The 19,550-nt window shown below is 56.9% G+C and carries 16 protein-coding genes and 1 tRNA gene; 7 read left to right on the forward strand and 10 right to left on the reverse strand.

Annotation, left to right across the window (positions count from 1 at the left end; genetic code table 11):
• Positions 1 to 43: 43 nt before the first annotated feature.
• From FE795_RS09700 to FE795_RS09735, 8 genes are all read right to left on the reverse strand, one after another.
• The gene (locus FE795_RS09700; protein ID WP_003799695.1) at positions 44 to 1,507 is read right to left on the reverse strand and encodes an efflux transporter outer membrane subunit; all 1,464 of its coding nucleotides are present in this window, start codon (positions 1,505 to 1,507) and stop codon (positions 44 to 46) included.
• Entirely contained in the window at positions 1,507 to 4,701 is a 3,195-nt protein-coding gene (locus FE795_RS09705; RefSeq protein WP_059317584.1) for an efflux RND transporter permease subunit, read from the reverse strand. The genes FE795_RS09700 and FE795_RS09705 overlap by 1 nt, the downstream gene beginning before the upstream one ends.
• Before the next feature lie 5 nt (positions 4,702 to 4,706).
• Positions 4,707 to 5,945 (reverse strand): efflux RND transporter periplasmic adaptor subunit, encoded by a 1,239-nt coding sequence (locus FE795_RS09710; RefSeq protein WP_003799691.1) that lies wholly within the window; start codon positions 5,943 to 5,945, stop codon positions 4,707 to 4,709.
• A 308-nt stretch (positions 5,946 to 6,253) separates the two neighbouring features.
• The gene (locus tag FE795_RS09715; protein ID WP_003799689.1) at positions 6,254 to 7,048 is read right to left on the reverse strand and encodes an ABC transporter ATP-binding protein; all 795 of its coding nucleotides are present in this window, start codon (positions 7,046 to 7,048) and stop codon (positions 6,254 to 6,256) included.
• Positions 7,048 to 7,944, reverse strand: a complete 897-nt coding sequence (locus tag FE795_RS09720; RefSeq protein WP_003799687.1) for an ABC transporter permease — start codon at positions 7,942 to 7,944, stop codon at positions 7,048 to 7,050. The genes FE795_RS09715 and FE795_RS09720 overlap by 1 nt, the downstream gene beginning before the upstream one ends.
• Positions 7,945 to 8,023: 79 nt before the next feature.
• Positions 8,024 to 8,992, reverse strand: a complete 969-nt coding sequence (locus FE795_RS09725; protein WP_003799686.1) for an ABC transporter substrate-binding protein — start codon at positions 8,990 to 8,992, stop codon at positions 8,024 to 8,026.
• 98 nt (positions 8,993 to 9,090) lie between these two features.
• Positions 9,091 to 9,852: a class I SAM-dependent methyltransferase gene (locus FE795_RS09730; RefSeq protein ID WP_003799684.1), complete on the reverse strand. Its 762-nt coding sequence runs from the start codon at positions 9,850 to 9,852 to the stop codon at positions 9,091 to 9,093.
• A 517-nt stretch (positions 9,853 to 10,369) separates the two neighbouring features.
• Positions 10,370 to 11,551 carry an acetyl-CoA C-acyltransferase family protein gene (locus tag FE795_RS09735; protein WP_219234861.1) on the reverse strand — a complete coding sequence of 394 codons (1,182 nt, stop codon included), beginning with the start codon at positions 11,549 to 11,551 and terminating at the stop codon, positions 10,370 to 10,372.
• A gap of 194 nt (positions 11,552 to 11,745) precedes the next feature.
• On the opposite strand from FE795_RS09735, the gene FE795_RS09740 reads away from it, so the two are divergent.
• A complete protein-coding gene (locus tag FE795_RS09740) occupies positions 11,746 to 12,207 on the forward strand; it encodes a universal stress protein (RefSeq protein ID WP_003799679.1) in 462 nt (153 codons plus the stop codon).
• A 61-nt stretch (positions 12,208 to 12,268) separates the two neighbouring features.
• Entirely contained in the window at positions 12,269 to 13,054 is a 786-nt protein-coding gene (locus tag FE795_RS09745) for an isocitrate lyase/PEP mutase family protein (protein WP_219234863.1), read from the forward strand.
• Between the two features lie 76 nt (positions 13,055 to 13,130).
• Here FE795_RS09745 and FE795_RS09750 read toward each other — a convergent pair whose 3' ends face one another.
• Positions 13,131 to 13,271 (reverse strand): hypothetical protein, encoded by a 141-nt coding sequence (locus FE795_RS09750; protein ID WP_157784319.1) that lies wholly within the window; start codon positions 13,269 to 13,271, stop codon positions 13,131 to 13,133.
• Between the two features lie 282 nt (positions 13,272 to 13,553).
• Here FE795_RS09750 and FE795_RS09755 point away from each other — a divergent pair, with 282 nt between their 5' ends.
• On the forward strand, positions 13,554 to 14,447 hold the full coding sequence (locus FE795_RS09755; protein WP_003799675.1) for a LysR family transcriptional regulator: 894 nt from the start codon (positions 13,554 to 13,556) through the stop codon (positions 14,445 to 14,447).
• Between the two features lie 192 nt (positions 14,448 to 14,639).
• On the opposite strand, the gene FE795_RS09760 is transcribed toward FE795_RS09755, so the two are convergent.
• On the reverse strand, positions 14,640 to 16,907 hold the full coding sequence (locus FE795_RS09760; RefSeq protein WP_219234865.1) for an arginine/lysine/ornithine decarboxylase: 2,268 nt from the start codon (positions 16,905 to 16,907) through the stop codon (positions 14,640 to 14,642).
• A gap of 166 nt (positions 16,908 to 17,073) precedes the next feature.
• Here FE795_RS09760 and FE795_RS09765 point away from each other — a divergent pair.
• From FE795_RS09765 to gmk, 4 genes are all read left to right on the forward strand, one after another.
• Positions 17,074 to 17,147, forward strand: a tRNA-Cys gene (locus tag FE795_RS09765).
• A gap of 562 nt (positions 17,148 to 17,709) precedes the next feature.
• Entirely contained in the window at positions 17,710 to 18,492 is a 783-nt protein-coding gene (xth, locus tag FE795_RS09770; RefSeq protein WP_003799672.1) for an exodeoxyribonuclease III, read from the forward strand.
• A gap of 15 nt (positions 18,493 to 18,507) precedes the next feature.
• Positions 18,508 to 18,837 carry a hypothetical protein gene (locus FE795_RS09775; RefSeq protein ID WP_003799670.1) on the forward strand — a complete coding sequence of 110 codons (330 nt, stop codon included), beginning with the start codon at positions 18,508 to 18,510 and terminating at the stop codon, positions 18,835 to 18,837.
• Between the two features lie 38 nt (positions 18,838 to 18,875).
• Positions 18,876 to 19,520 (forward strand): guanylate kinase, encoded by a 645-nt coding sequence (gmk, locus tag FE795_RS09780; RefSeq protein WP_003799667.1) that lies wholly within the window; start codon positions 18,876 to 18,878, stop codon positions 19,518 to 19,520.
• The last annotated feature ends 30 nt before the right edge of the window (positions 19,521 to 19,550 follow it).

The following is a 19,550-nucleotide window of genomic DNA, read 5'->3' on the forward strand; positions in this document are numbered from 1 at the left end:
TCCGTAGTTTCAGGGATGAATGACCAGACACATTATCGCCTGTTTACTCCGGTGCTGTCCCGGCTGCCTGGATCTTTGTGTCAGGCTGGACGGTTTCGGCAGACCATCCACCGCCCAAGGCCTTATACAACTCCACCCGGTTCATCAGCGAGGCCAGACCCGTCTGGATATAAGCCTGACGGGTTCCATACAGGCTGACTTCGGCCGTTTGCACCTGCAAAAAGCTGTCTATCCCCACCTCGTAGCGCAATTTGGCCAGACGCAAGGTCTCGCTGGCAGCCTGATCGACTTCCTGCAAGGCATCAATCTGCTGCCCATAGGTCGCCTCGCCCGCCAGTGCATCGGCCACCTCACGGAACGCATCCTGAATGGTTTTCTCGTACTGGCTGATCGCAATATCACGACGCGCCTGGGCCAGATCCAGATTGGCCCAGGTGCTGCCCGAGAGCAAGGGCATGGTAATTTGCGGCTGGAACTGCCAGTACCGGTTGTCTGAGCTGAACAAACCACCCAGCTCCGGGCTCATGAAGCCTAACAAACCGGTCAGACTCAAACGCGGGAAAAAAGCCGCGCGCGCCGCACCAATGCTGTAGTTCGAACCGCGCAGCACGTGCTCGGCGGCCAGAATGTCAGGACGACGCTCCAGCAACTGCGCCGGCAAGCCCACCGGCAAACGGGGCATCAACTGCGCACGGGTGAAGGGCAAGCCAGCGGGCAGATCATCCGGGATCTCACCACCCAGCAGGACTTGCAAGGCATTCAAAGCACGTTGACGATCGCGTTCGACCGCCTGCATATCGGACCGCACAGTGTTGTATTGCACCTTGGCCTGATTCAGGTCCAAAGCAGACACCGTGCCGGCATCGTAGGAGGACTGCACCAAACGCAAAGTCTCTTGACGACTGCGCAAGGTGTTGCTCATCAAGGCATGCAGCTCTTCAGCCGTGCGTACCTTGAAGTAGGCCTCCGCCGTTCCCGCCACCAGCGCGATATGGGCCGTGCGTTGGGCCTGCTCAGTCGCAAAATACTGTTCGCGAGCGGCACGGGCCAGATCACGCACACGACCGAAAAAGTCCAGCTCAAACGCAGTGATGCCCACTCCAGCCTGGAACGTGCGGGTCACCGGAGCCGAGGTCGGGCCAGCAGGACGCAGCTCTGCGGGCGTGTGAGTGGCCTGCTGAGCTGCCTGAACGCCAATGCTGGGCAGTTGATCGCTGCGCGCCACGCCATATTGGGCGCGCGCCTCTTCGATACGTTGAGTCGCAATGCGCAAGTCGCGGTTGTTCTCCAGAGCGCGCTCAATCAGGACATGCAAGCGTGGATCGGTGAAGAACTCACGCCAGCCCAGATCGGCGGCCTGCACCGCCTCCGTCTGGCCCTGCTGGGCCAGGGGAAACTGAGCGGGCACCGGCGCCGCCGGACGCTCATACTTTGGCGCCAAGGAGCATGCCGACAAGGCAAAGGCTACAGCCAGCACCAGGGGACTACGTAAAAACATGCTAGACATCAGTGCTGTCCTCCTTGCGAACCGGGCTGCTGCGCAGCTTGCTTGGCCAGTTCTTCCTCGTGCAGTTTGGCGGCTTCGCCAAACAAGCGAGGCTTGGTTTTAAAGAGCTTGAGGATAACGACGAAGAAGGTCGGCACCATCAAGACAGCCAAAGGCGTGGCGGCCAACATGCCACCGAGCACACCCAGACCCACGGCGTTCTGGCTAGCTGCGCCCGCACCGCTGGAAGTCGCCAGTGGCACCACCCCCAGCACAAAGGCAAAGGAGGTCATCAAAATAGGACGAAAACGCAGACGGGCTGCTTCCAGGGTGGCGTCGATCAGTGTCGCGCCCCGGGCATACGCATCCTTGGCAAACTCCACAATCAGAATCGCGTTCTTGGCTGATAGCCCGATCACCGTCACGATACCTACCTGGAAGTACACATCATTCGGCATGCCCAGACCAGAGACCAGCAACACCGACCCCAGCATGCCCAACGGCACCGCCAGCATCACCGACAGTGGAATGGCCCAGCTTTCATACAAGGCCGCCAGCAGCATGAACACCACCAACACAGCCAGCCCCATCAAAATTGTCGACTGACCCGCTGCCTGACGCTCCTGGTATGACAGACCGGTCCAGTCCACCCCAAAGCCGCTAGGCAGCTGCTTCATCAGGTTTTCCATCTCGATCATGGCTTCGCCGGAGGTGTAGCCGGGTGCAGGACCGCCACCAATACGCACCGACTCGTAACTGTTGTAGCGTACGATCTGCACAGGACCCTGCTCAGTTGTCTGGCTGACAAAAGCGGACAGCGGAACCATCTTGCCTTCGCTATTGCGCGCGTTGAGTTTGAGCACATCATCGATGGTCATGCGGTAGGGAGCATCAGCCTGCAGCCAGACGTTTTGCACCCGACCCTGGTTCGTGAATTTACCCACAAAGGACGAACCCAGCGCACCGCTGATCAGGGACGAGACTTCGCTAAAGTTCACCCCCAAGGCCGCGGCCTTGTCCCGGTCAATCTCCAGACGAATTTGCTTGCCCGGACTCAGGCCGGTGATACGCACACTTTGTGGATCAAAAACAGGGCTTTGCTTGGCCAGGCTTAACAACTGATCGGCTGCCGCCATCAGTGCGTCGTGGCCCATGCCTGCCCGATCTTCCAGCCGCATATCGATACCCGAGGAATTACCCAGGGCAGAAATGGCCGGCGGCACAATGGCGATCACCATGGAGTCAGGCAAACCGAACAGCAGTTGACCCATGGCCCGGCCGGAAATGGCCTGTGCCGAGTTTTCCTCTCCCTTGCGCTCGTTAAAGTCCTTCAAGGGCACAAAGGCAATGGCCGAGTTCAAGCCGCTACCGTTAAAACTGAAACCCTGCACGGCAATGATGTTCTCGACCTGAGGCTGCTCTTTGAAGTAGTCCTCGACCTTGGCGATGGTTTCAATGGTGCGGTTGGCGGTCGAGCCGGCGGGCAGCTCAATATTGGCAATCACGTAGCCCTGGTCTTCTTCGGGCAGGAATGCAGTGGGCATGCGCACATACAGGAAGCCGAGCACCAACACCATAAGCAGATAGATAAACATCATCCGGCCGCCACGGCGCAAGGTCTTGCCTACAAAGCTTTCATAGCCGTTGGTCGTACGCATGAAGACACGGTTGAACCAGCCAAAAAAGCCACGCTTGGTTTCGTGATGACCTTTCGGAATCGGTTTCAGCAAGGTCGCGCACAGCGCAGGCGTGAAGGTCAAGGCCAGGAAACCGGAAAACGCGATGGACACGGCCATGGCTACCGAGAACTGACGGTAAATGACGCCGACCGAACCGGCCATGAAAGCCAGGGGCAGGAACACCGCCGACAAGACCAGCGTAATACCTACAATGGCGCCACTGATTTGCGGCATGGCTTTCTTGGTCGCTTCTTTAGGCGAGAGCCCGTCCTCGACCATGATACGTTCGACGTTCTCCACCACCACGATGGCGTCGTCGACCAAAATACCAATGGCCAGCACCATCGCGAACATGGTCAGCACGTTTACCGACATGCCCAGCACCTGCATCACCGCAAAGGCACCCAGAATGGCCACGGGCACCACCAAGGCCGGGATGACGGTGTAACGTACGTTCTGCAAAAACACGTACATCACGATAAACACCAGCACCATGGCTTCCAGCAGGGTGTAGACCACTTGCGTGATGGACTTGTCCACGTAAGGCGAGGTGTCGTAAGGAATATCGTAGCGAATATTATCCGGGAAAAACTCGGAAAGCTTTTCCATCTCGGCCTTGATGGCCGCCGCGGTATCCAGGGCGTTGGCCTCGGGCAGCAGGGAAATCGCAAAGGCCGCTGTAGGTTTGCTGTTCAGGCGCGCCCCAAACTGGTAGTTGTCCGCCCCCACTTCGACCCGCGCCACATCTTTGATACGCACCGTCGAACCATCCGGCTGGGAGCGCAAGATGATGTTCTCAAACTCTTCCACGGTCTGGAGCTGGCCATTGACCGTGATGGGCGCTGCCACACGCTGACTTTCCAGATTAGGAGGCCCGCCCAAGATACCGGCAGACACCAGCATATTCTGCTGGCGGATGGCCGTGGTGACGTCCGAAGGGGTCATCTGATAGCCGACCAGCTTGGCCGGATCAAGCCAGACCCGCATGGCTCGACCAGAGGCAAACAACTGGAATCGGGCCACACCAGGCACACGGGAAATCGTGTTTTTGATGTTGCGCTCGATGTAGTCGGCCAGCGCGGTCTGATCCAGGCTGCCGTCTGTCGAGGACAAGGTGGCCACCAGCAAAAAGCCGGTACTGGACTGCTCGACGTGCAGGCCCTGCTCCATCACTGCCGTCGGCAAGGACGCGGTAATGTTGCTGACCCGGTTCTGCACGTCCACCTGCGCCAGATCAGGATTGGTGCCGGGACGGAAGGTGGCGGTAATCTCAGTGGAGCCATAGGAGTCACTGACAGACTCGTAGTACAGCAGCCCCTTGGCGCCGTTCAACTGGTCTTCAATCACACTGGCTACTGTGCTGGCCACATCCTCGGCAGTCGCCCCCGGGTAGGTCGCCCGGATCGTGACCGAAGGCGGTGCCACATCGGGATACTGCGCCACGGGCATATTGGGCAATGCCAATAAGCCAAATAGCGTGATCGCCAAGGCAACGACCCATGCAAAAATGGGCCTTTCAATAAAAAACTGAGGCATGTCGCTTACTCGCTAGACTTGGCTTCGTTTGGCTCAGCCGCTGCGGCCGGCTGCTGTGCGGGAGTCGCATCAGAGGCTGGCGCCGCGGCGGGCTTATCCCCCTTCCAGGGAATGGTCTGGACCGGGGCACCGGGGCGAATCTTCTGGAAACCCTCAACAATGATCTGGTCACCGGCCTGCAGGCCTTTGTTCACGACATACTGGCCATCGTGCTCAGGTCCGAGCACCACGGGTACGGACTGAGCTTTTCCGTCACGAACCACGTAAAGATTGGATGAGCCATCCGAGGTGTACTGCACTGCCTGGGCAGGCACCAGCAAGGCATCGGGAATAACCCCTTGCTCCAGACGCAGGCGAACATACATACCTGGCAGGAGAATTTCATCGGGGTTGGGGAACACGGCCCGCAGCGTAACCTGGGAGGTGGACGGGTCCACACTGACACCACTAAACAGCAGCACGCCGTCCTGGTCGTACAGCGAGCCATCTTCCAGCACCGCCTTGGCTTTGGCCTGGCCCTCGCCGGCCGACTTCAGGCTCCCATCGGCCATGGCACGACGCAGCTGGCTAAGTTCGGCGGTCGAACGGGTCACGTCTATATACACACGATCCAGTTGCTGTACCGTTGCCATGTGCGTGGCATTGGTCGCTGACACCAAAGCGCCTTCGGTAATCAGCGCTCTGCCAATGCGTCCGGCAACAGGAGAGACAACCTTGGTATATCCCAAATCGATAGTGGCGCTTTCCAGGGCCGCCTGGGCGGCGGCAATGGAGGCCTCAGCCTGCATGGCCCGTGCCTTGGCGTTATCGTAATCCTGACGCGAAACCGCGTTTTCCTTGATCAGGCGCTCATACCGCTGTGCCAGTTGACGGGCGCTTTGCGCATCAGCCTGAGCATTTTTCAACTGGGCCGCCGCCTGATTGCGCACCGCACGGTAAGGGGCGGGATCAATGGTAAACAAAAGCTGGTCCTGCTTGACCTCAGCGCCTTGCTCAAAGTTGATCTCTTCAACAATGCCGGACACACGGGCACGGATTTGTGCATCTTTGATCGCTTCGACTCGTCCAGGCAGCTCGGAGAACAACTCGGTAGAGGTCGGTTGGACGGTAATCACGCTGACCGGGACCTTCATCCCGCCGGCCGGAGCTTGAGGCTCTTTGTTGCCGCAGGCGGCCAGAAGAACCAGGGAAGAGAAGACAGCAATGCGAAATGGCTGTCGACCCAGCAAGCTTTTAAATGACATGAAGAACTCCTGAGCTAAGCGTTGCATGGGAGTTTAACGCTTAAACTGACTGGATTGTATGGTTTGGACAAGCAGCAAGTATATGTCGAAAAAGCCTAAATCAAACAGCAAAATTTGCGATGAGACTCATTCCGATCATGCAATCATTTGGCGCCTACGAGTAGCCCGCTCCCACCTGATCCCCGTCCCGTCGTCGGCCCACCTCAAAAGAACACGTATTATCATATACCTAGGGTTTGATGAATATAAAAAAACCGCGTTTAACCCCCTAGAGTTGACGCGGTTTTCCAGATCCGGGATAGTGCTTTCTAACCGAGCAACAAACTATCGTCGGCCAGAGTTTCACCCCGCACCTTCTCGAACATCTCCAGCAAATCACGCACATCCAGACCCTTGCGCTGTTCACCGCTGACATCCAGCACCACCTTGCCCTGATGCAGCATTACCGTCCGATCGCCGACATCCAGCGCCTGACGCATACTGTGCGTGACCATCATGGTGGTCAGCCCGCCCTCACGCACAATGCGGTTGGTCAGCTGCAAAACAAAGTCGGCTGTACGCGGGTCCAGAGCGGCGGTATGTTCATCGAGCAGCAAAATTTTGGAGGGGCGCAAGGCGGCCATCAGCAAGCTGACCGCCTGGCGCTGACCGCCCGACAACAGACCGATACGATCCGTCAGACGGTTTTCCAACCCCAGGCCCAAGGTTTCCAGACGCGCTGCAAACTCGGCGCGCATGGAGTGCCGCACTGCACGGCTTAAACCGCGACGACTGCCCCGACAGGTGGCCAGCGCCATATTCTCTTCGATCGTCAAGTCTTCACAGGTGCCCGCCATGGGGTCCTGAAACACCCGGGCCACCCAGTTGGCGCGCTCCCAGACGGGACGGCGTGTGACATCCACATTATCGATCAGGATGTGGCCTTCATCCACGGACTGATCGCCCGATATGGCATTCAAGAAGGTGGACTTGCCCGCGCCGTTGGAACCGATCACGGTTACAAACTGGCCTTCAGGAATCGTCAGAGACAGGCCGCGCAAGGCACGGGTTTCAATAGGCGTGCCTGGATTAAAGGTCAGGCACAGGTTTTTTGCTTCCAACATTACTGGGCCCCCTTCTGTTTACGAGCACGCTTTTTCTTGAGCAACGGAATCACCAGCGCCACCGTCACCAACAAGGCAGTCACCAGGTTCAGATCCTGCGCTTTCAGACCGATCACATCCGCGTTCAGCGCCAAGGCAATGAAGAAGCGGTACAGAATCGCACCGAGCACCACGGCCAGCGTCGCATAAAACAGCTTGCGGGCAGGCAGGATGCTTTCGCCCACAATCACGGCAGCCAAACCAATGACGATGGTCCCGATCCCCATGGAAATATCGGCCCCGCCCTGCGACTGAGCAAACAGGGCTCCCGCCAAGGCCACCAGAGCGTTGGAGATGGCCATGCCCAGCAAAAGCATATTGCCGGTTGCCACACCCTGCGCACGCGCCATGCGGGCGTTGGCTCCGGTAGCACGCATCGCCAGACCCGTTTGCGTACCGAAAAACCAGTCCAGTGCCAGCTTGGCCACCAGAACCAGGCCAATCAACAACAACGGACGCGCAATATAGTCGGCGATGGCGTCGGGCTGCAGGATCGTAAAGACCGTTGGCTCCATGATCAAGGGCACATTGGGGCGTCCCATGATACGCAGATTGATGGAGTACAAGGCAATCATCATCAGGATACTGGCCAGCAGATCCATGATTTTCAGACGCACGTTCAACCAGCCAGTGATGGTGCCCGCAATGGCACCGGCAAAGGTCGCGACCACGGTGGCTAGAAACGGGTCATTGCCTTGGCTGATAAGGATGGCGGCTACTGCCCCACCCAAAGGAAAACTGCCATCGACCGTCAGGTCAGGAAATCGCAGGATGCGAAAAGAGATCAGAACCCCCAGAGCAACCAGTCCGAAAATCAGACCAATCTCCAGGGCCCCCCACATTGAATAGATAGACATATTGTTGGACGTCTAGGATACAAAAGAAACAGGCGGGCAGCTTGTGGCAACCCACCTGCAAGAAGCAATCAGCTCAGGCTTATTCGACGATTTTTGTGGCGGACTTCACGAAGTCCTCGTTGAGCGAAACACCTTGACGCTTGGCCGCGCCCGGATTGACGTAGAGCTCCAGTTTGGTGCTGGTCTCGGAAGCCATGTCGCCCGGTTTTTCGCCTTTAAGAATACGAATGACCTGCTGACCGGTTTGCAGACCCAGATCGTAATAATTCACACCCAGGGCCGCAATGGCACCGCGGGCCACGCTGTCGGTGTCCGATGCAATCAGAGGCACCTTGGCATCAACGCCCACTTTGACCAAGGACTCGTAAGCCGACACGACGTTATTGTCAGTATTGGTGTAGATCACATCGACCTTGCCCACCAGACTGCGCGCCGCTGCACCCACGTCCACGGTACGAGGAGCAGTGGCTTCAACCAGCGTCATGCCGTGTTTGGGCAACAGCTCTTTCATTTCTTTAACAACCACGGCGGAGTTGGCTTCGCCAGGGTTGTAGACCATGCCCACGCGCTTGGCATCGGGCACGACTTTCTTGATCAGATCAACCTGGGCTTCCAGGGCCAGGGCATCGGACACACCTGTCACGTTGGTGCCCGAGGGCGCCATGCTGGGCACCAGATGCGCGACCACGGGATCGGTCACCGCGGAATACACCACAGGAATGGTTTTGGTTGCCGACACCACCGCCTGTGCGGACGGCGTCGAAATGGCCACGATCACGTCTGCCTTGTCGCCGACAAACTTGCGGGCGATCTGGGCGGCAATCGCAGGGTTGCCCTGCGCGGTCTGAAACTGCCATTTGAAGCCGGAGGCTTCGGTGTACCCGGCATCGGTCAGCGCTTTGTGTACCCCATCCTTAATGGCGTCCAAGGCCGGATGTTCCACAATTGACGACACCGATACAGATTGCGCTTGAACGGCAGCGCCCGACATCAATCCAACACAAGCCAAAGCGGCCGCCACCTGATGCACCGATCTGATCAGTTTCATCCAATACTCCTTAGATGCAAAAAAACGAAAATTTTAGGTTTTAAGTCTAACGCGAACAGCCGGAATTTTCCCCCTGAGGTAATCCCTGCCCCAAGGCCTTATTGGCCCTGCATCTGGCGTCGAAACGAGAGCAGCTCGCGCGCCCAGCGCGTAGCCGGCAAACCATAATCAGCCTGCACCTGCTCGGCACGACTGAGCAGTTCGCCCGCGGTCATCTCCAGGGTGCTGCCTTTAAAGGCCAGAACGACCTGATTGCCCTCATCCATTTCGGGCAAGAGCAGTACTTTGCCATTAAAAGCGGCGCGAATGTTGTCAATATTATGTTTGAAGCTGGGATGCGCGCCAAAAAGATTGACGGTCATGATGCCCTCGTCTTCCAGAACGGCACGGCAGTCCTGATAAAACTCCAGACTGTCTCGCACAGGACCTTGCGCATCGGCATCATACAAATCCACCATCAAGGCCCGATATTGACCATGTTGCCCGCTGTCTTGTACCCATACGCCGGCATCGGCCTGATCGATCAGCGAGCGCGCGCTGCGAGGCAAGCGAAAGAAAGCATGACACATGCCAATGACTGAGGGATTCCACTCGACGGTCTGAACCTGGCACGCCGTCTGCTTCAAACAGAAACGCAGCAAGGACCCGGCTCCCAGACCCAGAATGGCCAGCTTGTGCTCAGGTTTGGGGTCTTCCATGAACAGCAACCAGGCCATCATTTGCTGCGTATAAGCCAAGACCAGCTCGGCGGGCTTGCGAATGCGCATCGCGCCTTGAATCCACTCCGTGCCAAAGTGCAGATAACGAATCCCTTCGCTTTCCGACAATGTGGGGCTGTCATCCCCCTGCTCACCTGCCATGAAACTCTTCCTTGCAAATCAGTCAGGCCCGCCCGCTCAGACCGAGTGCTCAGCGCGGGGCCACGCCCTGGTCCGAACCTGCAGACACAGAAAACATCGCCGGAAGGCGGCATTGCGCCACTTCCGGCGTTTTTTAGCAAGGCGCCATCATAACAGCGATCACCGCAGAGCAAAGAGCAGATTCAGACGCGCCCCACCATGACGACCGTATCCTGACTGCCATTCCAGACCCAGGGTGGTCAAGGCGTAGCGGGCTCGACCGCCTTGAATGCGAATCTGCCATTATCCCGATCAGAAGCCGCAAAGACTCGCTGCTCGACCAGCCAGTCCTAGACGTGGTTTCAACACAATTCCGTGTTATTGACTGGATGCTTAGGGGCCCACAAGAGGGGACGTGGCTAGACCGGTTTTGTCAGGATATATACGCCTGAACCAAAAAAAAACCGGAGAGCGGTTTGATCCGCTCCCCGGGTTTTCCATCCTCTCATCAAGGCCGGGACAACCGACCTGCGCAAGCTCAGGGACGCTCAAAAATAGCGGCAATCCCCTGCCCGCCCCCAATGCACATGGTGACCAGGGCATAGCGGCCCTGCACACGCTGCAGCTCATGCAAGGCCTTGACCGTAATGGCGGCACCTGTCGCCCCAATCGGGTGACCCAGGCTGATACCACTGCCGTTGGGATTGACTCGCGCCGGGTCCAGCCCCAACTCGCGCAATACCGCGCATGCCTGGGCGGCAAAGGCTTCATTGGACTCAACCACATCCAGATCAGACACGCTCAAGCCCGCACGTTCCAGCGCCAAACGGCTGGCTGGCACAGGTCCAATGCCCATAATGCTCGGGTCCACACCGGCGTGTCCCCATGACACCAGCCGGGCCAAGGGTTTGAGGCCGCGTTGGCGAGCTTCATCGGCGCACATCAGCAAAACGGCGGCCGCTCCGTCATTCAGGCCCGAAGCGTTGCCGGTCGTCACACTGCCTCCCTCGGGCAGGAACACTGGCTTCAAACCCGTGAAATTGTCCATGGTGGCATCCAGACGCACGTGCTCATCCTGATCAAACACAATCTCGCCTTTGCGACTTTTCTGGATGATCGGCACGATCTGCTCTTTGAAGTAGCCCTGTTCAATCGCCCGCTGCGCACGCTGGTGCGACTCCAGGGCGAGCTCATCCTGCTCGGCACGGGTGACGCCATATTGACGGGCGACGTTCTCGGCCGTGATCCCCATGTGAACGCGATCAAAAGGATCGGTTAACGCCCCCGTCATCATGTCCATCATGACCGAATCACCCATGCGCGCGCCCCAGCGATGAGCGCTGGCCATGTACGGGGCTCGGCTCATACTTTCTGCTCCGCCTGCCAAAGCAACCTTGGCATCACCCACCAGAATGCCTTGTGCGGCCGAGACAATCGCCTGCAGACCGGAGCCACACAGCCGATTTACATTCATGGCCGGCGTTCCATGTCCCACGCCGGCTTGCACGGAGGCCACACGCGACAAATACATGTCACGCGGCTCGGTCTGAATGACTTGCCCCATCACCACATGCTGAACGTCTGCCGCTGATACACCGCTTCTGTCCAGCACCGCCCGCAATACGGTGGCCCCCATTTCAATGGGGGACACATTTTTCAAGCCCCCCCCAAAATCCCCAATCGCAGTACGACATGCCTGGACCACCACCACTTCTTTCATATGAATCTCCCTCCATCCCATTGGGATAAGATGACCTGCATAAAAAAAGCCAAGCTGACAAAAACGTTCACTCGAATATACACGGCTGCCATGGAAAACTATAAAGCAGACACAAAGACCTTAATTCGCAGTATGGTTTTATACCTTACCCACAAGACACGTTCTTGATAACTCTTTTTAAAGGATTGCCCCTCATGTACGAGCGTATCCTGGTCTGCACCGACGGCTCAGAACTGTCCGCCCATGCTGTCACCCATGCATTGAATCTGGCTAAAGCCACCGGCGCCAAACTGCTGGCTTTGCGCGTCATTCCCCGGTACCGCCAAAGTTACCTGGAAGGAGGCCCGATTCTGGATCAAAAACTCGATAGCCGCATCGAAGCATCCTGGGTGGAACACGCACAATCCGAACTGGCCGCAGTCAAGCAGGCCGGTAAAGATATTGGCGTGTCTGTCAAAGGCCTGGTGGTGAAATCAGAACTGGTAGCCGATGCAATCATCGCCACTGCCGAAAAACAAAAGGCCGACTTGATCGTCATGTCCTCGCACGGACGCAAAGGCTATAAACGTCTGTTGCTGGGCAGCGAAACCCAGCACGTATTGACGTATTCGGAAATTCCCGTGTTGGTCATCCGCAAAAAAGCCAAGAAAAAATAACACGCGACCAAGCATCTAAACGCAAACTCCGGTTTGCGTTTTTGATTCTCAGGAGGCTTGCATGAGCGTCAGCACACGGGAAAAACGTCGCCGTTTTCGGGCCTTGCATGAAAATGGCCTACTGATTCTGCCCAATCCCTGGGACATAGGCAGTGCCCGCCGGCTCGAGCGCATGGGCGCTCAAGCCCTTGCAAGCAGCAGCGCCGCGTTTGCCTGGTCCAGAGGATTGGAAGACTTTGAAGTGGGGCGCGACGCCCTGCTCGGCCACTTGCGCGAGCTGAGCGCCTGTACCAGCCTGCCCATCAACGCCGACTTTGAAAATGGCTTTGCCGATGAGCCCGAACACGTGGCCACTAACGTCAGTCTGGCCATTGAAACCGGCATCGCCGGTTTGTCCATTGAAGATCGGCAGACGCAGGGCCTGTATGACCTGGATCTGGCCGTTGCCCGGATGCGAGCCGCCAAACAAGCGATTCGCGAGAGTGGTGAGGATGTCATGCTGGTGGGCCGCTGTGAAGGCCTATTGATCGGTGCGCTCAGCCTGGAGGAGACCATAGCAAGACTACAGGCCTTTGCGGCGGCCGGGGCTGACGTGGTTTACGCCCCCGGTTTGCGAGTGCTGGACGACATCGCCCGTCTTGTTCGGGCACTGGCCCCTACCCCGGTCAATGTTCTGCTGATCCACCCCGGCCTGACCGTGCCCGATCTGGCCGCCATAGGTGTGCGACGAGTCAGCACCGGTTCCCAACTGGCCTTGGCAAGTTGGAATCATTTCGAACAAGTGAGCCTGCAACTGCTGGAGCAAGGCCACCTGCCCCCCACTGCAGCGCATCGCCCTTGGCCTTAGCGTGCCGTGACAGACCGGGCAGGCATAAAAAAGCGCAAGCAACCGGGCTTGCGCTTTTTAAGCTCTCAGTCAGAACTCAACTGTCCTGATTCTGCTCACTGGAAGTGTCCGCCTTGGACTTCTGATCGGCTTCCACGACAGCTTTCTTGGGAGCCACCCAATTCAAGGGCTCGACCTCAAAGGCTTGCTTACGACGTACTGGTTTCGATTTGCTCACGAATAACTCCTGCTCAATATCGACAGGGGGCGCTGCCCTTAGCACCCCGATTTCTTTATTATATCAATGATTAGACCGCAAATCAATTCCACACGCGTTATAAACGCATTATCAGATCAAATTAGACGACGTTGAGCAAAAATAAAAGAAATTAAAACCGAGCTTTTCATAGACAAAAAGGACATCGACTTCTTCGCCCTGCCTTGCTGGCAGGAACCGAACAAGGCCCGGCCCTCCCCTCTCGCTTCACAAGTTGGATTACAACAATAAAGAGACCACGACATGCGCGATTCACACCCCACCGACCACCTGGATCGATCCTTGCGCAGTTTTCTGCGTATTGCACAATTAGGCTCCGTCAGCAAAGCGGCTGAAGATTTAGGACTGAGCCAATCGAGTCTGAGCAAACAACTGAGCGCACTGGAGCAAAGCCTGGGCCAGACGCTATTTATCCGCACCGGACGCGGCGTCAGCCTGAACGATGCCGGCGAGCTACTGCGCCAGGCAATTGAACCGGCATACAGCCGCATTGACAGCGCTATCCACGCCGTGCGCCAGGAACATGGCATCCATTCGGGCACGGTACGGCTGGCGACGGTGCATACCCTAAGCTACTACTTCATGTCGGATGTTGCAGCCGCTTTCATGAGCACCCACCCTGGCGTGAACTTGTCTCTGTTGGGGCGCAGCTCACCAGAAGTGGTGGCCTTGGTCGAAAGCGGCAAAGCCGACGTAGGATTTGTCTACGATTCGGCCGTAGACTGCGGAGGGCTGATTTCCCATTCTTTGTTTGACGATCATATGTGCCGCATCTCTGCCAGACACGAGGCCGTGCCCAGCACGGACCTCCGTCATCAGGACTTGCGCCTGATTGGTTTTCCGCCCCACTATGCCCTGCGCCGCATGATTCACAGCAGCGGGCTGCATCCCGAGTTTGTGGCTGAGGTCGAGACTATAGACGCCATGTTGCGACTGGTGGCGTCCGGACTGGGCGACTGTATTTTGCCCAGCCGTATTCCCGACACCTTGCTGCACGAGCATCAACTGCATAAATACCCCATCGAGCTCCCCAGCCTACAACGTCGGGTGGTGGCGATCTTGCGGGCAGACCGTGACCCACAAGCCCTGACCTCACGGCTGCTCGAATGTGCTTTACGAATAGCTCAAAGCGTGTGACAAGACACTGCAACAAGAGCGTGTCACAAGGGCTCACAGATAGCCAAGCCGTAAAAAAACGGGCCTGACGACCGACATTTCAAGTCTGGAAATTGCCCAGAATCTTGAAGGCCCATCACCTGGCCCGCTCACTTAACGGCTCTAGCCCAAGGCCGGGTTCCCTCTGCGGCCTTGGATTGCACACTGCTTTATTTACTGTGCCACGCAGTCCACGTAGTAGCGTTTCTGACCAGTGGCATCCACCTCTTCCACGAAACCGTGAATATCAGTCCCAAAACCCGGGCACTGACGATGCAGTTCACGCGAGAACTTCAGGAAGTCCACAATCGTTTTGTTGAACGCTTCACCGGGGATCAGCAATGGAATACCCGGTGGGTACGGTGTAATCAGGTTCGTGGTGACACGACCTTCCAATTGATCGATCTCCACGCGCTCTGTGCGGCGCTGCGCAATGCAGGCAAAGGCATCCGCCGGACGCATGACCGGCACCACATCGGACAGGTACATATCGGTCATCAGGCGGGCAATGTCGTGCTTGGCGTAAAGCTGATGCACATGCTGACACAAGTCGCGCAAGCCCATTTCCTCGTAGCACGGGTACTGGCGCGCAAACTGCGGCAGGACACGCCAGACTGGCAAGTTGCGGTCATAGTCATCCTTGAATTGCTGCAGGGCAGTCACCAGGGAATTCCAGCGGCCTTTGGTAATGCCAATCGTGAACATGATGAAAAAGCTGTAGAGCCCAATCTTCTCCACGATCACGCCGCGCTGCGCCAGGAACTTGGTCACGATGGAGGCGGGAATGCCGGTTTCCCCGAATGCCCCCTTCAGATCCAGGCCGGGTGTGACAATCGTTGCCTTGATCGGGTCCAGCATATTGAAGCCGTCTGCCAGGGGACCAAAACCGTGCCATTCGCTATGCTCGGGATCGTCCGTGATGATCCAGTCCTCGGGCTGGCCCACCCCATCTTCGGCCAAAGTCGGCGGGCCCCAGACTTTGAACCACCAATCGTCCTCATCGAACTGGGATTCCACCTTGCGCATGGCGCGGCGAAAATCCAGTGCCTCGATAATGCTCTCCTCGACCAGCACGCGACCGCCGGGCGGCTCCATCATGGCGGCCGCCACATCGCAAGAGGCGATGATCGCGTACTGCGGGCTGGTGCTGGTATGCATCAGATAGGCTTCATTGAACAAGTGGCGGTCCAGGCTACGGGTAACCGAATCCTGAGCCAGCACATGGCTGGCCTGACTCAGACCAGCCAGTAATTTGTGCGTGGACTGGGTGGAGAACACCATCGTCTCTTGAGGACGCGGGCGGTTCTTGCCCATGGCATGAAACTGACCATAGAAAGGATGAAACGCCGCGTGCGGAATCCAGGCTTCGTCAAAGTGCAGCACTTCCACATAACCATCCACCGCATTTTTGATGACCTGAGTGTCATAGATGATGCCGTCGTAGGTGGACTGAGTCAGCGTCAGCACACGCGGTTTCACCGTATCGGCATCCAGATGAGACAGCAACGGATGGTTGCGGATCTTCTCGCGAATGGTTTCGATATCAAATTCGCTACGCGCAATGGGGCCGATAATCCCGAAGTGATTACGAGTCGGACGCAAAAACACCGGAATGGCACCGGTCATCACAATGCTGTGCAGGATGGACTTGTGGCAGTTGCGGTCGACGACCACCACATCACCCGGTGCCACAGCATGGTGCCAGACAATCTTGTTGCTGGTGCTCGTGCCGTTGGTCACGAAAAAGCAATGGTCAGCATTGAAGATACGCGCCGCATTGCGTTCGCTGGCACCAATGGCACCGTTGTGATCGAGCAATTGGCCCAGTTCCTCGACGGCATTGCAGACGTCGGCCCGCAGCATGTTTTCACCAAAGAACTGGTGAAAAATCTGCCCCACCGGGCTTTTCAGAAAGGCCACGCCACCGGAGTGACCGGGGCAGTGCCAGGAATAGGAGCCGTCCTCGGCGTAATCGAGCAAGGCTTTCAAAAAGGGGGGTTTGACCCCTTCCACGTAACTGCGCGCCTCCCGCACGATGTGACGCGCCACGAACTCGGGCGTGTCCTCAAACATGTGAATGACGCCTTGCAGCTCGCGCAAAATATCGTTTGGCATATGACGAGCGGTTTTGGTCTCGCCATAGACATAAATGGGCACATCGGTATTGCGTCGGCGAACAGCCCGGATAAAGGCCCGCAGATTGACCAGCGCAGGTGCACTGTCTCCATCTTGCGTGAACTCCTCATCATCGATGGACAAAATAAACGCACTGGCACGACTTTGCTGCTGGGCAAACTGACTCAGATCGCCATAACTGGTGGTTCCCAACACCTCGAAGCCCTCGGCCTCGATCGCATCTGCTAATACACGAATGCTCAGACCAGACGCATTTTCAGAACGAAAATCCTCATCGATGATCACAATGGGGAATTGATATTGCATGCCATGTCCTTAATACAAGGGAGTGCCGCAGGGGGCGGCAAAAAAAGGGAGGGACGCCAGTCGCTTTTGTGCTGCAGATCGTACCGATTTTCACGTCCCGTCATTTGACACTTGCTTTTCCCTACGTCCTTGGGCATAATTTTACATGTCCCAGGACAAAACAAAAGGCGTGGTGACAGATTGGCTATGTGACGGACTGCAAATCCGTTCAGGTTGGTTCGATTCCAGCACACGCCTCCATCTTGCTTGCATTCAAGACCGACAAAACTGGCTTAAGTTCCGGTTTGATGCACACAGAAAAAGTCGCCTTTAGGGCGATTTTTTTATTCACTTTTCCTGGGCTGCAAATCGGCACCCTCTGCGCTGCGGCCAAGCATTTTCATCCCACTTGGCCCACCAATCCAACTTGGCCTGCAATTTAACACAAGCACGCGCGTGATCTGCGCAAAAAGCCCGCTTTTTCGTGCCCTAAAAACATCACTGTGCATGCAAGACCCGCGAGGTCTTGAACCCTGTCTTTGTAGCTGTTACATGCAAATAATGAACAGTGAAACTCCTGGCCTCACGTGTCTGCTTTTTACTACGACCTAGTACAAACATCCGCCATCCGTATTTGATTCACCCCCGCAAGCCTGCTGGCTTTAAAACCAGCCTTTGGCCTGCGCTGATATGATGGCGGCATTCGCGCATGCTCCAGGTCATCGAGCGGCTTTGTCCGCCTTGCTGGCCGCCTCTGCCTCACCCATAACCATAAGACCGTCTGCAAACGGTTTTCACCGATTCAAGTCGATTGTCGAACACCATGAAATTAACCACCTGGAACGTCAATTCTCTGAACGTTCGTCTTCCCCAAGTGCTGGACTGGCTGGCAGCCAACCCCGTTGATGTACTTTGTCTTCAGGAATTGAAACTGCCGGACGAACGTTTTCCTTTGGAGGCCTTTCAGGAAATGGGCTATCACGCGCATTGGGCTGGTCAGAAGACGTATAACGGCGTGGCCTTGATTTCCCGCGAGCCAGGCACGGACGTACAACGCAATCTGCCCAATTACGAGGACCCCCAGCAACGGCTGCTGGCTGCCACCTACCCCTCGCCGGATGGCCCGGTCCGTGTCGTCAGCGCCTATTGCCCGAACGGGCAATCGCTGGACAGCGACAAATACAGCTACAAGCTGGAATGGTTCGCCGCCTTGCACGACTGGCTGGAAAAAGAATTGCAGCAGTACCCCCGACTGGCTATTTTGGGCGACTATAATATTGCCCCGGCCGACCAGGATGTCTACGATCCCGTGAAATGGGGGGTGGATGTGCTGGTCTCCCCGCCCGAGCGCGCGGCGTTCGAGCGCTTGCTGGCCCTGGGACTACATGATGCCTACCGTCTGTTTGAGCAAGAGGGTAGCCCGTTCACCTGGTGGGACTATCGCCGTTTTGCGTTTCGCCGTGATGCCGGGCTGCGTATTGACCATGCCCTGCTGTCTGATGAACTGAAGGCGCGCTGTCTGGCCTGCGAAATTGACCGTGAGCCACGCGCCAATGAGCAACCTTCGGATCACGCCCCCGTTACCGCCATCCTGTCTTTTAGCTGACACACTCACTTCATTATGCAAATTCAAAGCCAAATCATCGAGCAGACCGACTCGGCCTATGTGCTTGAGATCACCTTGGAAGAGGAACACAAGGTCTGGGCCTATCTGGCCGTCAGCGAACCTGATCTGGATGCGGTTGCCACCATTGTGCCTCCCGAACAATTCGAGGCCGGAGGCGATGTGCATGTCATGGCCATTGCTCAGGCAACGGACGCCCCGCAGGAAGTGGAAGCCGTGCTGTTTTCCATGAACCCCAACGATACGGTCGTCTTTCTGTGCGCCGACACGGCCAGTGTGCAGGCTGTCCTGAATGAGTTTGGGCAGACCGACCCAGACAGCCATTAATTTTTTTATAAAAACACCACTATTTGAGTCCGCTCTCCATGTCCACGAGCTATCCTGGCACCGTTTTTATGGTTGTCGCCCCTAGCGGGGCCGGCAAATCCAGTCTGGTCAACGCCCTATTGACCAACGATTCCAACATCATGCTGTCCATCTCGGCCACCACGCGCGCGCCGCGTCCCGGAGAGAGTCACGGCGAGCACTATTTCTTCGTGGATAAACCACGTTTTGAGCAGATGTGTGCTGACAACGCCATGCTGGAATGGGCTAAAGTCCATGACAACTACTATGGCACCCCGCGCGAACCCATTCAGAAAGCCTTGCAAGAAGGCCGTGATGTGTTGCTGGAAATCGATTGGCAAGGCGCTCGTCTGGCCCGAGCCCATTTTCCTGAGGCCGTAGGCATTTTCATCCTGCCGCCCTCCTTACCCACCTTGCAGGCGCGTTTACGCAAACGCGGCCAGGACAGCGAAGAGACGATCGCCCGTCGCCTGGAGGCGGCCGAGCACGAAATCGCCCATGTTCACGACTGTCAATATGCTATTATCAATGAGGATTTTGATACGGCATTACAGCAGCTATTGAGTATTGTGCAGGCCAGTCGTTTGCGCACTGCCACTCAGTCAGTACGGCATCGCCAACTCTTTCAACAATTAGGCGCAAATGCCCTGCTGAACCAGGGCTGATCTCCTTCTTATTTCTTTTTGATAACAGGT

It is taken from the genome of Alcaligenes ammonioxydans (genome assembly GCF_019343455.1).
In the GTDB taxonomy this organism is placed as follows: Bacteria; Pseudomonadota; Gammaproteobacteria; order Burkholderiales; family Burkholderiaceae_B; genus Alcaligenes; species Alcaligenes ammonioxydans.

Coding starts and splice junctions, on each gene's coding strand:
- FE795_RS09700 (WP_003799695.1), bottom strand. CDS start 1,507: ATGTCTAGCATGTTTTTACGTAGTCCCCTGGTGCTGGCTGTAGCCTTT.
- FE795_RS09705 (WP_059317584.1), bottom strand. CDS start 4,701: ATGCCTCAGTTTTTTATTGAAAGGCCCATTTTTGCATGGGTCGTTGCC.
- FE795_RS09710 (WP_003799691.1), bottom strand. CDS start 5,945: ATGTCATTTAAAAGCTTGCTGGGTCGACAGCCATTTCGCATTGCTGTC.
- FE795_RS09715 (WP_003799689.1), bottom strand. CDS start 7,048: ATGTTGGAAGCAAAAAACCTGTGCCTGACCTTTAATCCAGGCACGCCT.
- FE795_RS09720 (WP_003799687.1), bottom strand. CDS start 7,944: ATGTCTATCTATTCAATGTGGGGGGCCCTGGAGATTGGTCTGATTTTC.
- FE795_RS09725 (WP_003799686.1), bottom strand. CDS start 8,992: ATGAAACTGATCAGATCGGTGCATCAGGTGGCGGCCGCTTTGGCTTGT.
- FE795_RS09730 (WP_003799684.1), bottom strand. CDS start 9,852: ATGGCAGGTGAGCAGGGGGATGACAGCCCCACATTGTCGGAAAGCGAA.
- FE795_RS09735 (WP_219234861.1), bottom strand. CDS start 11,551: ATGAAAGAAGTGGTGGTGGTCCAGGCATGTCGTACTGCGATTGGGGAT.
- FE795_RS09740 (WP_003799679.1), top strand. CDS start 11,746: ATGTACGAGCGTATCCTGGTCTGCACCGACGGCTCAGAACTGTCCGCC.
- FE795_RS09745 (WP_219234863.1), top strand. CDS start 12,269: ATGAGCGTCAGCACACGGGAAAAACGTCGCCGTTTTCGGGCCTTGCAT.
- FE795_RS09755 (WP_003799675.1), top strand. CDS start 13,554: ATGCGCGATTCACACCCCACCGACCACCTGGATCGATCCTTGCGCAGT.
- FE795_RS09760 (WP_219234865.1), bottom strand. CDS start 16,907: ATGCAATATCAATTCCCCATTGTGATCATCGATGAGGATTTTCGTTCT.
- xth (WP_003799672.1), top strand. CDS start 17,710: ATGAAATTAACCACCTGGAACGTCAATTCTCTGAACGTTCGTCTTCCC.
- FE795_RS09775 (WP_003799670.1), top strand. CDS start 18,508: ATGCAAATTCAAAGCCAAATCATCGAGCAGACCGACTCGGCCTATGTG.
- gmk (WP_003799667.1), top strand. CDS start 18,876: ATGTCCACGAGCTATCCTGGCACCGTTTTTATGGTTGTCGCCCCTAGC.